The organism is Streptococcus salivarius, assembly GCF_009738225.1.
In the GTDB taxonomy this organism is placed as follows: Bacteria; Bacillota; Bacilli; order Lactobacillales; family Streptococcaceae; genus Streptococcus.
Map to the genome: position 1 here is coordinate 1,570,360 of NZ_CP018187.1, position 15,011 is coordinate 1,585,370.

The 15,011-nt window shown below is 42.4% G+C and carries 4 protein-coding genes; all 4 read right to left on the reverse strand.

The features are described from left to right. Positions 1–21 precede the first annotated feature (21 nt). Positions 22–3,201: an SbcC/MukB-like Walker B domain-containing protein gene (locus BSR19_RS07325; protein ID WP_156246914.1), complete on the reverse strand. Its 3,180-nt coding sequence runs from the start codon at positions 3,199–3,201 to the stop codon at positions 22–24. After that, positions 3,198–4,406, reverse strand: a complete 1,209-nt coding sequence (locus tag BSR19_RS07330) for an exonuclease SbcCD subunit D (protein WP_156246915.1) — start codon at positions 4,404–4,406, stop codon at positions 3,198–3,200. The genes BSR19_RS07325 and BSR19_RS07330 overlap by 4 nt, the downstream gene beginning before the upstream one ends. A 184-nt stretch (positions 4,407–4,590) precedes the next feature. After that, on the reverse strand, positions 4,591–8,253 hold the full coding sequence (locus tag BSR19_RS07335; RefSeq protein ID WP_156246916.1) for a mucin-binding protein: 3,663 nt from the start codon (positions 8,251–8,253) through the stop codon (positions 4,591–4,593). Positions 8,254–8,725: 472 nt separating this feature from the next. Continuing rightward, on the reverse strand, positions 8,726–14,791 hold the full coding sequence (locus BSR19_RS07340) for a ZmpA/ZmpB/ZmpC family metallo-endopeptidase (RefSeq protein WP_156246917.1): 6,066 nt from the start codon (positions 14,789–14,791) through the stop codon (positions 8,726–8,728). Between the last annotated feature and the right edge of the window lie 220 nt (positions 14,792–15,011).

Here is a 15,011-nt window from a genome sequence, read left to right on the forward strand (position 1 = left end):
TAGTAATTTAGTTTTTATATTTTACCCTTTATCCACAATCTTAATACGGCTACTGCCATCATGCGACTTGATGATAGCGAGTTGCTGAGCGATGCCTTCTTTCATGTCGTCCACGTGACTGATGACACCGACCATACGGTTTTCACCGATTTGTTCCAGAACAGCGATGGCTTTGGTCAGAGCTTCCTTATCCAGTGAGCCAAACCCTTCGTCGATGAAGAGAGCTTCAACAACAGCACCCTTGCTGGTATTTTGCACCACCTCTGAGAGGGATAGGGCAATAGCCAGTGCAGCGATAAAGGTTTCTCCTCCAGACAAGGATTTGACGGAACGCTCGCTACCTGTCAGCTGGTCATAGACGTTGATGTCCAAACCAAAGTGATCACGCGCCCGACGCCCTTCTTCACTCAAGACAAAGGAATAGCGGTTATCCGTTAAGAGACCGATGTAGTTAGCATTGGCATAGTCTAAGATTTGTTGGAAATACTGACGGATAACATAGACTTCAAGATTGAGTCGTCCAGTTAGTGCTGTATTTTCTCCCTTAACCACCTTAACAAGATCGCTGAGCTCTTGGTGAGCTTTAAAGGCCTCTTGATTACTGTCTTGAAGGGTTTTGGCCGCTTGGTAGGTAGCCGTCGCATCTTTAATCCCCTTCTCAATGACAGACACCTGAGCCAGCTGCTTATCATAGCTCTCCTGACAATCCTCTACTGCTTGTGTTAGATTGCCAAGGTCTGGCTTTTCTTGGTCTTTGATAAGCTCTTGACCCTTGACAATCTGCGCCTTCAACTCTTGTTTAAGAGTTTGGTAGCTTGTCAATTGAGCCTGGAGCTCAGGAATCGCTTGCTTATTCACCTCAAGAAGCCAAAGCTGGATTTGCTCTAGGTCATTGGTGAGGGCCCCTTCAGCCATAAGACTTTGGTCTAGTTCAGCCGATAAACGCTTAGTTTCTTGGCTAGCATTTTCTTTAGACTTGGTTAAGCTCTCAAGTTGCCCCTTGATGCCTTGAATGTCAGCATGAAGTTGGTTGTAGGCTTCACTATTTTCCTTGACTTGCTTATTGTAGAGGTCCAACTCCTGCTTTGCTAGGGAAATACGTTCTTGATAAACCTCAACAGATTCAAGCTCTTGATGAGCTTCTTGTAACTCCTTAAGACGTTCCTTAGCTTGGTCAAGCGCCGCCTTAGCCTCTTGATAGGCTTTAGCCAAATCTATCGATTTTTCCTGAGCTTGCCCTAACTTCTCTTGATAATGGACACGATCTGCCTCTTCCTTATCAAAGCGTTTGTGTAGATCTTGATAATACTGCTCAACCTTTCGGAGTAAGGCTTGTCCACAGTCTGCTTCATAGTCCTCTGAAAAATCAAAATCAAATTGTCCCTTAACTTGCTCCTGGAGTTCTTGATAGTGTTTTTCGAGAGCTAGCTTGACTTTAGCCACTTGGTCAAGCAAATCTTGACGTTTAGATTCAACTTCGCTCAAGGTAGCCTGACGGTTTGACAAGGTAGCGACTTTCTTTTCTTTTTGAGCTTGAAGTTCCTCCACCTGATTCATGAGATCCTTCAAGGCCGCTTCATTCGCCTGTGTCCCATCGACCTTAGGATGGTCAATGGAACCACAAACCATACATGGCTGTCCATCCTCTAATTCTGCCTGCAACTGGGCAATCATGAGTTGACGACGTGAAGCTAAAGTGGTTGCTAACTGGTCTTCCAATTCCTTGAGACTTTCTTGAACTTGGTCAATATCCAAAGATAACCCTTGTTGACGTTTTTCCGTCTTGGCCAACTCCTGCTTCAAGTCCTCTATTTCTTTCAGGTCCTGAGCCAGTTGATTATCCACACTGTAACCCACAGACTGGAGGAGTTTTTCGGCTTCATGCAAGCTATCTAAACTTAGGCGATTGGCCTCCAAATCTGACAAGGACTTGTTAAGAGTCTCAATCTTTTTCGACGCCTGTTGATAGGTTTCTTCCAACTGCTTGTAGTTAGTACGTGAATGTTTGATTTTCTCCTGCTCTCGGACAAGACTCTGAGCATAAATAATAGCCTCTTTCCATACTTCCAGTTTCCCTTCTTTCTGAAGAAAATCCTCAGATTGGGCTGCAAGTGCCTCTTTTTGAGCCTTTACTTTCTCAAAAGCCTGCTGCTTTTCACTCAATTCTTCCTGAGCGATTTCAAGATCCTGCTCTAATTGCAACAACTGTTTCTGATATTGTTTGAGGCTACTAATAGTTTCTTGCAACCCTTGGGCAAACTGCAATTCCTTCAGATGCACTTTAGCCTCTGCCTGTTCCTGAGCACCTTCCTCAATTTCCAGACGGTAACGCTCCTTGGCTTGCTCCAATTCTTGGAAAATCTTTGCCAAATCTTGGGCAGTTTGCAAGCTCTTCTGCAATTTTGCCAAATCCTCATGGGCATCCTTCAAGATGCTTTTTTGCTCCGTAAGACTTTCTTGACGCTGAGACAAAAGCTCTTCAAGGCGTGCCAATTTTTCAGAGGCTGGTGTTTGCTCCAAGACAGCTAATTCTTCCTCAGACCACACCTGACTGGCAAAATGGCCATCTAGCTGAGCTTGGCGCTTATCCATATCCTTATTGCTCTGACGAAGACGCTCTTCCAAGCTCTTTTGAAAACGGTCAAAAATACCCGTTCCAAAGATTTTCTTTAAAATTTGAGTCTTGGTCTTGGAATCTTCTTTCAAGAAACGGCTGAAATCATTTTGCGGTAGGAGAATAATCTGCTTGAACTGCTCAGCATTGAGCCCCAAAATCTGCTCAATCTGGTCACTCACTTCCTTGATCTTATCCCCAAGCTTTTCAATTTCCTTACCCCAAATCTTATCCACAGTGACTAAAGAAGCCGTCGCCTTTTGCATGGTCGTGCCCCCACCTCGCTTGGCTCTCTCCTGCTGGAGCACTCGCTCAATGCGATAAAGTTGCTTGCCTTGTTGGAAATAAAAAATTACCTTGGTCAAGTCATCCTCTGGACCAGCGAAGGTTGACCGCATCTCCTCAACATTGCGATCGCCACTGGTTGTGGCAAACAAGGCAACCGTCATGGCATCAAAGAGTGTACTCTTACCAGCCCCCGTGTCCCCACCAATCAAAAAGAGGGGAGCGTGGTCAAACTGGGTGAAATTGATGACTTCCTTACGATAAGGTCCAAAATTGGTCAATTCTAACTGAACTGGTCTCATTGTCCACTCCTTCCAATCTCCTCAAAAATACTTTCCACAAGGGCAGTTTGTCTCTCAGACAAGACATCGCCCCCAGTCACTGTCTGGTAAAAATCAGAGACAATTTCCTGAGGCGACTGCATTTCCAAATCTTTTAAGTGCTGATCTACAGTCAAGCTTTCTTCCCTGACATCACCCAAACGACTGAAAGTGATTTCTACAATGTCTGTCCCATAAATCTCTTCCAGACGGGCACGCACATTGATGCCCTCTAGTTCCTTACGACTGGACAATTGAATATCAAAGGCAAACCAAGCCTTTTGACAAGGTTGTACCTTATAAAATTCAGGTGACACCAAGGTTTCAAAAGGCTCCTGCAAGGTCACAATCGGCCGTCTGACCTCTAAAGGATGGAAGGCCTGAGACAAGTCTCCAGTTGCATCTAAGTCAAGAATATAAACGCCTTTTTCTTCCCTACGCTTGGCTTCTTTGACATTAAAGGTGACCGGACTGCCTGAATATTGCACTCGCTGGCTCGGACTGGCAAAACGCGTATGGATATGTCCTAAAGCCACATAATCGAAAGCCTTAAAAAGGTCACTGGTCACATTAGAAAGACCACCTACCGTATTGCTAGTTTCAGACAACATCAATTCTCTTAGACTTTGACCATCGCTATCATCCTTCTTAGAAACTGCAAAATGCGTCACCAAAATATGGGCCTTGTCAGGATCAAAAGCTTTTTCCATATCCTCGAGAATATAGGCCAAGGCATCACCAATCCCCTGAATTTCCTTATTCTCATCGTCTTTATAGTAAATACGGGCATCAATAGGGTCGATAAAGGGAAGCAGGAAAATCTGGCAAGCCTCCAACTCAATAGGCTCAAAAGCCTCCTCCAAACGTGTGCTTAAATGAAGACCTTGATGTTGAAAAAAGTCTCGTCCAAAATGCAAACGTTCAGCACCATCGTGGTTGCCACTGATAGCATAGACAGGAATCTGCTCCTCCAACACCAAGCGGGCCAAGGTCTTATTAAATAGCTTAATCGCATCCACAGGCGGCACCGCACGGTCATAGAGGTCTCCCGCAATGATAACCCCATCCACTTTTTCGCTAATAGCCAAATCCACAATCTGTTGAAAGGCCCACTCCTGCTCCTCCAACAAAGACCAGCCATTGAGGGTTCGCCCCACATGCCAATCTGACGTATGTAAAAACTTCATGACAGTCTCCTCATTCGTTTTGTCTTACTCTATTGTACCTTATCAAGCTAAATACTGCTTAAAAGATTCACAAACCTTGGGAGATTCCGTAATTTTTATCCGCAGACCAAAAAATCTCTCCCGAGCAATCACACTCGAGAGAGATTTTATTTTTGGATTTTATGAGAGATAAGGTGTGGAAATCTTAGTCTTGGTTTTTACGACGATTCATAGCCGCAAGTCCTGACATAAGTCCCATAACAACAACACCCATTGCTGCAAGGTTGTTATCTGACTCACCTGTTACTGGCAATTGTCCGTCGCCTTCTTTAGCTTTATCAGAACCATCTGCCTTCTTACCATCTTTGTTTCCAGATTTCTTCTTATCTGAACCTTTACCATCTGAAGCGCCATCGGCTGCTGATCCAGAACCTTTAGAACCTTTAGAACCTTTAGATCCATTTGAGGCCGCTTTTACAGCTTTAGAAGTTGAATTTCCACCATTTCCAGATTGACCATTATTACCATTTGAAGGTGTTGAGCCATCTTCGACCTTACGATAGATATAGGTCACGACTGTTTGACCTTTTGTCATCTTGTCTGTAGATTTACCTTCTTGACGAATCAATTCGTATTTCACACCATTACGGTAGATATAACGGTCACCGTGAACGTTAACTTCAGAACCAACAGAGTTAGTGATCACAAGTGGCATCTTGATTTGGTTACCATACTCGTCACGGTAGATAACAACGATAGTACCAACTTCTTTGTTAACTGCCGGTTTAGCAGGTTCTGCATTAACCACCTTGTAAACAACCTTTGTATCTTCACCAGGGTTGCTTGGTGTCACACCAGTCTTATCAGCCTTGTAACCTTTCACTTCAGGAACAAGAGTCATAGCAGCCTTAGTTGGATCGTTAGGATCATTTGTGTAAGCAACTGCTTCAACACCTGGGATTGGATTCCCTTTTTCGTCAACGGCAATAATCTTACCAAATTTAGTGTAAGTTACAGTCTCAACCTTGCTGTCCATAGTGACATCTTGAGAAGCCACACGGCCTTTATCGGCGAAGTAACCGTTAACCATTGGTGTAATCACGAGATCAAACTTAGTCTTATCTGCCTTCCATTCACCTGCAGTAAGAATATCACCTGTTACAGAGTCAAGCGTCAATGAACGTTTCCATTGTGCTTTCTGAACACTGTCTACTGGCAATTTAGCATTGCTATCTTTGCTTGCATAGTGAACAGTATATGTCACATCTTTAAGGTAAGCATCCTTAGCTGGCCATTTTGGACCGTTTGGTTGGTTAGGATAGATTGGTGTTCCTGGTTCGTGAGCATTGTCTGGATTAAAGTCAAGTGCTACACGTTTGAAGCTTACTGTCCAAGCTTGGTCAACTGTGCTATCCAAGTCAAAGCTTGCACCAGCTGGGTAACCATCTGTTACAAGGACATAGCCAAGGTCTTGATAGTGTTTGATACGTTCAGCTGTTGAATAGTTAACCGCTTCACCAGACTTACCAGCCAAAGTAACAGTTTCAAGGATTGAACCACTTGTTTTATCACGGTAAACAACACTTGCTTTTTGATCATTCTTAACATAAACAACCTTAGTATCGCTAGACAAGTCACCTGGTGTTGCAGGTACTACCTTAGCAGTGTAACCTGGGATAGTTGGCAAGTTCTTGTCAACTGCAATCATCTTAGTTGGATCGTTAGGATCATTGATGTAGGCAGTATCTGACACACCTGCAATTGGGTTACCATTTTCATCGACAATGACAAATTTACCAAAGGCCTTATAAGTTACAGTGTCAGTTGCTTCTGGAACATCTGGAGTTACTGTCTTGCCACCTGCTACCGCTTTATCTGCAAAGTAACCATTAACAACAGGAACCTTAACTGTACCGTAAGTGTGGCTAGTTTCATTCCAAGTCACCTTACCAGTCGCTTGGTTATCCTTACCTGCAAAGGTATAGTCAGATTTCACATCTGCAGCTGGAGTTTTATCGCCAGCACCTTGGAAAGTAACTGTTTGTTTCGTCGCCTTAGTCACATCGTTAACGATTGCTACGTAAACGACACGAGTGTCTTCACCTGGATTTGATGGTGATGCAGGGACAACCTTAACAGTGTAACCAGGAATACTTGGAAGCGTCTTGTCGATGGCAATCATCTTAGTCGCATCATTAGGATCGTTAGTGTAGGCAGTTGTTGATACACCTGGAATTGGATTGCCATTTTCATCCACAGCGATAAATTTACCAAAGGCTTTGTATGTCACTGTGTCTGTCGCATTTGGTGCATCTGGAGTAACTGTCTTGCCACCTGCTACGGCTTTATCGGCATAGTAACCAGTAACAACTGGAGTTTTGACTGTTCCATAAGTGTGAGTCGTTTCAGTCCAAGTTGTTGTATTAGTTGTAGGATCTTCTTTACCGTTGAAGCTAAAGTCATTTTGAGTGTTAGCAGCTGGTGTCTTCGTATCAGCACCAGTGTAAGTCACTGTTTGACTTGTTGCTTTAGTGACATCTTTCGTGTCTTTTTCAACGATAATGTGGTAACGGTAACCTGGAGCTAGGTATTGACCACCACCATTAGCATCAATAGAAGCATCTAAACCTTGAGCGCCATTGGCAAATTGAACGAGGTCAACGACACGGCTTTGATTATAAGCCCAAGAACGATTTGAGCGAATCGTTGCAATACCGTTAACATAATCATATTGACGTTCTGCTTTTAAAACATCCACATAAGCATTAGCTCTAGACTTATCAGCAGAGGCATATTTGATGCGGTATCCTGCTGGCACTGGTGGAAGTTCTGTTATACCGGCATCATAGATTTTATTGTAAGTTTTACCGTTTGCTGTGATTGTTTCAGTTGAGTTGTTAATACGGTAGGTTGAAGAGTTTGGAATCTTATTTCCAGCTTCATCCACATAGTCGATAATACCAAGGTTGGCATAGTTTACGACGACCACATATCTACCAGTCGCATCGTCAATGTAGTCATAAGCTCTCATGACACCATCGCTATCACGACCGACTTTAAGGTGGTTGATATAATCAATGTTAACAAAGTATTGTTGACGCTCTGGCAAAAAGGCAAGTTTGTAGCCGAGGTTTGTCAAGTCAGGGTTTGTTGAGCCTGCTCCAGCATTTGTCAAAACAGCAACCGCATCAGTTGTACGAAGGCTACGGTTTGATACCGCAAGTCCCATAGCATTGATGAGATTTTCAGAGTTAAGACTTGCTTCAGCAGCATTCAATTCACTGCTTGTCACAGCCAACTCGCTAGTCGCTACTTTAAGGACGCTATTTACAGCGTTAGTTGTAGACTCTGCACTTGCAGTTTCTGCTGCAGTCGCAACTGAAGCAGCCGCACTTGTTTGTGCTGATACTTGACCAGCAGCTGGAGTTTCTGCTACAGCTGTTGAGTTAAGAGCTTGTGCACTAGTAGCTACAGATGAAACATTTGCTACTGCAGATTCAGAGCTCGCTTGCGATGCAGCCTGAGAAGTTGCTTCTGAACTAGCTGCTGTTTGACTAGTTGTTGAAGCTGCTTGGCTGTTTTGAGCTGCTGATTGCGGTTGTTCACTAGCCAAGGCCACAGTAGAGACTGAACTTGGTGCGTTTTCTGTTGTTGCTGGCGCTACTGATGCTGTTGTTGGCGTTGATTGCTCCACGACGACATCTGGCTCAGCAGTTGTTTCCATACCTGCGGTAGTTGGTGCTACCGTTTCATCAGCTTGGGCACCCTGCGCATTTGAGAAGATTGAAACTCCCAAAAGGACAGAGGCTACACCAAAGCTATATTTTCTTAATGAAAAACGTTGGCGTTTATTAAACATATCTCTCATAATAATAAATTTCCTCAATATCCAAATTACTTTATATACAATTTCCATTTTATACTATAATTATTAAATTGTCAAATATATACTAATAATTGTGTAAAAGTTTAACTTTTATTAGAAAACATTAATTTAAAACTTTTATCTAAGTCCTTTGAAACATCAAAACATTCGTGCTTTCATTTTCCAAAACCCCACTTTTTGTTAGTTTTATAATTTTCGAAATATTTTTAACCGATAATCTTTTTTATTAAAAACACCCATTCCCGATACGACATTATTTGGTTTTGATTCTATTTATTAAAATACAAAATTTATACCTTCAAAAAGAATATTTTTTTAAACCTCCTAACTCACATCTTACCGCTTGATTTCTAAATCCCTTATCACTACTAGGTTTTCAGACTTTTTGGCACAAGATTTCAAGAAAGATTCAAAAATCCCCTTGGCTTTTCGCCAAAGGGGATTCTTTCATCTATTATTTGAAAATAGAACTTGTGAAACTATCTGTCTCTTGTAGGAGTTTCTTATAGACAGCTTCTTTGAGTTTCGTCGTATGGCTTGTTGACACTGATTTATTACCGTTATTATCTGTTTTAATACTTGCAGCATCTTTTGCTACTGCAGCCTTAAACAAGGCTAATAAATCATCGTAAGAGCTTACTGTTGTGCCGTCAATTGTAACTGTCGTCAAACCATGTGACGCTTTGTCTTTCACTTCTTTGAAGTAGGCCTTCTTGAAGGCTTCTAGTGAGTTGAACTGACCATCAGAAATCTTGCTAATGATAAAGTCGTCTCCAAGGGTGTCCTTACCAGCCGCTTTTGCTTCTTGTTTATACTTGTTAGTCGCATAACCTAGGAAGCCTTTTTCATAGCCATAGTAACCCCAGAGTCTGAAGGTATTATGCTTGAAGGACATGGCACCAGGAGAACCCTCGCTGGTATTTCCTCCATAGATGGCAGACATCATAGGAACATTGACATAAGCAGAAGAGAAATCATCTGGTTTATAGACACCATTTCCTGGACCACGATTGGTCATGAAGTTATTGTCCACAAGGTCATCAATAGAGGTCAAGTTAATAGCCTTTTCACTATCACTTAGAGCACGAACCTTGTCGTATTGATTTTTACTGTTACCTCGTAGCTGTTTATCTACCTTCTTGAACCATGCGTTATTGAGCTCTTGATTTCCTTGACTGAGGACCGCTTCCCCTTCAAGTGAGTCAAGAAGCATGAGGGTATCGTTGTAGCCCTTCATGTAACGGTCGATGGCTTCACGTGAGTTCAACTTGTTTGGATTAGTGTTATACCACTGATTACCGTCGTTTTCTCTTTCAAAGGCCATGTTAAGTCCTAAGGCGCCGTATTCACCTTGATGACCTTGAGTAGCTGGTGATTGAAGAAGACCTTGGGCATATGCTTCAACGTCTGTTCCTTCACGACGACCATAATCTCCAAAGTAAGCAATACGGTCATTGATGTGGGTCGTTTCATGCGTAAAGGCCGAAGCACCGTACTCACTAATCATGTTAGACATGACGAAAGTAACTTTGGCACGATTATCAAAGGCATTGTCATAGATAGCAGCATAGGCACCGGCCATAGCTCCGTTGTCTCCATAGTACTCACCAACTGGACCATAGATTTCACGGATTGGCGCATAGACTTCTGTACTGTCTTTAAATTGACCGTAGCGCTCTGGCCAACCTGGCCAACCATGACCCCAGACATAGAAACCTTCCCAGACAGGATTGACAATATCTTTGAACAATCTGTTTTTAACTTTGTCTGTAGCCAATCTATGCCAGAAATCAAGGTAGTTGATTTGACGTTGGGCAGCTAGATCAATCTCAGGTTTCAGTTTCTCAAGAGTCGTATTGTACTTGTTAGCTGTTCCATATGACATGGTGTCATAGGTTGAAATCAAGAACATCTCTGTTTTATCAAGATTCAATAATGGCAGAATCATTTTTCTGTGTAGGCCACGTGTTAAGTTATCGTAAGCACGATACTTGTGCTCACCGACACCTTCATTTTGCGAAGCTTTCTCTACAACATAGACCTTGTCCTTAGTGGCATCGATGAACCAATCATTCATATTGTCGATATTAGTGAACAATTCTCTATTATAGTTTAGGAAACCATTTAAATCTCCAGATTTAGTATATTTCGCTAGAACTTCACCAAAAGCATCATATGTTCTTGATCCACTGATATTATTTTCCTTAGAGCCAATCTCAATCAAACGGTCAAGGACATCCACATTTTTACCATAGAAGTCTGGCTTGAAGAGCATGATTTCTTTGATATTGACATCATCAAACTTAACACCGTAATAACGATTCAAATAGGTTAAACCTAGCAAGAGAGCAGCCTTATTTTTCTCGACCTTATCAAGAATCATTTGTTGAGCGGCAGGTGATTGGTTAAGCTGGTGATCCTCATTTTCAACCAGCTTAGTCACAAGGTTAGTCAAATTAGCTTTAACAGCCTCAAAGCTTTCTTCCAAGAAGAGGTTCTTAATGGCATTTACTCTATTTGGACCGGTACGACCAAGTTTTTGGTAAATTGGATCAGACTGCAACTCAATCGTTTTAAGGATATCAACAATACCATTAATAAGACTTGAGTGATCTTTTTGGACAATATTCGGAGTGTACTTGATACCCAAATCAGTAACAGTGTACTCCTTAACGTTGCTCAAACCTTCTGAACTATCTGAAAGCTTGAAGTAGTCTTTAGTACCATCAGCATAGTGAACAATAATCTTGTTAGCATCGCTTAAGTCTGTGACAAAATTACTGTCTTTCATTGGTGTCACTGAGAGTACATCTTTGGTATTCAAGTTATGGTTTTTAGCCAGTTTGTTTGCTTGATAGACAATATAATCCTTGTTATAGAACGGTTGAAGTTTCTCAATATTCTTATAAGCCTGGTTGTATTCTGGATTATAGTCTTGAATATTGGCAAAATCAGCTTGACTAGAAACATTATTAAGAGTATTCAACGCGTAAGGTTCGCTGACAAATGTATCAGCCGTTATTTTGTAGCCTTCAACACGCTTGTCAGCTTCTTCCTTAGTCAAATGTTTGAGTTTTTTCGGACTCTTGGTATCTCTACCAGTGCCATCTTCGGCAGAACTATAGCCGATAACCCCAAAGAGGTCTTTGATATAAGGTCCACCATCTTCGTCATCAACATCATTAGATGCAAAGATTTCTTGACCTTTAACTACCTTGGCATAGGTCACGTTGTCTTGAACAGCTCCGTAAGGCCAAGTCTTGGCAACAATACCACCGACATATCTTGTGTTTTTAACATCAAGAACACCTTTGGCTACTGAATTTGTTACCCTTGCCTTAGTTCCAGACTTCCAGCTATTAAGCATGTAGGTGACATATGGTACCAGCATACTTGCATTGGCATTATTGGCCGTAATAGTCGCATCCACATAAGCTCTGTTAACAAATCCCATGTAGTTTGAGCCAGCAATCCCACCAACTGTCGAGTTATTACCAACAGAGTTAATCTTACCGATAAAGGCGACATTTTCAATCTTGCCATCTTCATCAATCTTATTGACAATCCCCGCAACGTCATTATTACCAGTAACTGAACCAGTCACCTTAACATCTTCAATCAAACCTTTGTTTTTAAGGTTAAATCCAACTGCTGCTATTTGATTCTGACCAGGGCGATTGATGTCTACATTTTCAAAGTTGATATTCTTAATGGTTCCCCCATTGATAACATCGAACAATGGGTGTTCCAAATCATAGATGGCAAAACGTTTGTCACCATCACTAATCAACTTACCAGTAAATTCGGTCGTAATGTATGATTTGCCGTTTGGAACAACGTGACGAGCACTCATACTTTGACCCAGTCTAAATTCACCTGATGGATTAGCCTGAATGGCATTGACCAACTCAGCAAAATCATAGTAAACATTGGCTTGACTAGCTTTCGGTTTCTCAATGTAGTAGCTATAAGTTTGAGCAAAATGATTTTGGCCATCACGTTGCACCAAATTGTCCGCTTCTGCAGTTACCTTATAAACCGCCTTACCATCAACTGTTGTCTCTTCGATAGACTTGACAGCCAAGTAAGTTGTTTTCTGATCTGCCGAAGTCATCTTCAAGTAATAATTCGTAAGGTCTTGAGGTACAGCTGTCAGACGGGTTTCATCCACTTCTGTTTGATTGTCATACTTAATCAAATCCGTACGGGCAAAATCTTTAAGCTCAACTTTCTTGAGATCAAGTTGGATGGTTTGGTCTGCCAGGACCTGACTTTCCTCACCATTGCCACGATCAAAGGTCATGGTTGTTGTAAGTGTATACGGCTTGTAATAGTCTAAGTTTGTTAAATCAGCAGTCAAGGTCGTGCTAGGAACATCAAGCGTTTGGACAACTTGTCCATCTTTCTTAAGTACCGCTTTAATAGTCGTGATGGCTACTGAACCTGGATTAGTCAATTGGTAGCTAAGCTTGGCACTTCGACCCAAGTCATCCTTGTCAATCTGTGTCAGTGTAAGAACTGGTTTTTCTGATATCTTAGCCCCTTTGCGAACGATACGATCTTGGACAGGAACTAGCACGGTTTCAGTGACAGTTGGTGCCTCAGACGTCTTATTCCCTTTATAGGTCTTATAGACCTTAGTGATTTTATTTTGACCTTTTTGGCCTTCTTGAACGACCTTAAGAGTTCCCTTTTCAAGACTATCATCCTCTTGGACAATTTCTTTAAATGGAAGCTCTACAATGGACTCCTCCGTCGTTGTGCCATCTAGAGGCTTGCTACCACGACGGATTTTTCTAGGTTGTGGCACCTCAATAACCTTACCTGACACAATAGTCGGCTCACCAACCTTGACACCATCAATGGTTTGGTAAATTTTCTGGATTTCTTGGCTACCTTTTTTACCCTCTTGTTCGACAACTTCTTCATCCATATACTTGTTATCATCCGTAATCACTTCGATAGGATAATCGATGGCTTGCGTTTCAGTCTCTGTGATACTGCCGACAACTGGGGTATGAACAGGATTCTCAGGTTGAACAAGGGCCTCACCTTCGTGGCCTGATTCTTGTGTTCCATTGGCACTGATTGGTCCAGTGTACTCTGGATTATCTGGTTGGACAGCTGCCTCGCCTTCGTGGCCAACTTCTTGTGTGCCATTAGCACTGATTGGACCAGTATATTCTGGAGCCGCTGGTTGAACCACAGCTTCACCCTCATGGCCAACTTCTTGTGTGCCGTTAGCACTGATTGGGCCCGTATATTCTGGAGCGGTAGGTTGAACCCACGCTTCTCCCTCATGACCAACTTCCTGGGTACCATTGGCACTTGTAGTATCGCTACTGATTGAACCGGTGTACTCTGGGTTAGCAGGTTGAACAACTGCCTCGCCTTCGTGACCAACCTCTTGCGTACCGTTAGCACTGATTGGGCCCGTATACTCTGGATTGGCGGGTTGAACTAGAGCCTCGCCTTCGTGGCCAACTTCTTGTGTCCCGTTAGCACTGATTGGGCCGGTGTACTCTGGATTGGCGGGTTGAACTAGAGCCTCGCCTTCGTGACCAACCTCTTGCGTACCGTTAGCACTGATAACACCAGTATATTCTGGATTGGCGGGTTGAACCACTGCCTCACCCTCATGGCCAACTTCTTGTGTGCCGTTAGCACTGATTGGGCCCGTATACTCTGGATTAGCAGGTTGAACAGCTGCTTCACCTTCATGACCTGATTCTTGCGTACCTTTAGCGCTAATTGGTCCAGTGTACTCTGGATTAGCAGGTTGAACTAGAGCTTCGCCCTCATGACCTGGCTCCTGAGTTCCTTTTTTCCAACTGATTTCTTTATCTATTTCATCCCGGCTTGCTGTGTTTTTATCTTCTCTTGATGGCTCAAGTCCTTTCAAAGTATTCTCCAAAGGTTGTTCAAGTTCAGGCTTAGCCGAGTAACGAAGATAGCCGACATACTCATAACCATCGATTGTAATAACACCTTTAGCTAGATCCGCCTCATCTGAGACAGTCAGAGTCTGATTATATGCCTGTAACTCCTTATTTTGCAAAGCAAGAACCTCAAGAGGGACAAGTAAACTTTGCCCTGCTGCTCCAATCAAGACCAATCCAATAATCTTTTTGCGGTGTTTTTTTGAAAATAGGAGCACAGCCAAAGTTGCTGTTGTCAGCCCTAAACCTGTTGCGGCCCAGTCAGAACTACCTGTCTGAGGAAGAGTAGCTTGACTGTCTCCCTTACGTTTATAGACCAGATAAAAAGTATCATCATTTTGATATTCCTTTGGAATAGCATGAATCACTTGCTTCTGCTCTTCAGCTGTCAATTCATTTTCAGTAACATAGGCCATATGTACCGAAGCATCCGTAGTAATCTGATCCGCCGAAACTGGCTTAGACACGAAAAGACCACCTGCTAACAAGAATGTTCCGATAGCAACTGGCCCGACACCAACTGACAATTTACGAATGGCGTATTTTGTCACTTTTTCAAAAACATGATTTGCTTGTTTCATTCATAATCTTCCTATATGTTAATCGTTGTACCCCAAAGGCACTTCAAAAACGAAGACGTTACTGAAAAACACGCACTCTATACATTTATTATCCTTCTTCCGAAATCTATCATATCCTTTTTTTAATCTTTAGGCAAGTATTTTCTCTAATTTTTAATCAATATAAATAATTATTTAGCAACCATACTTTTCTTTCATGAAAACCTCTAAAGCCTTTTCA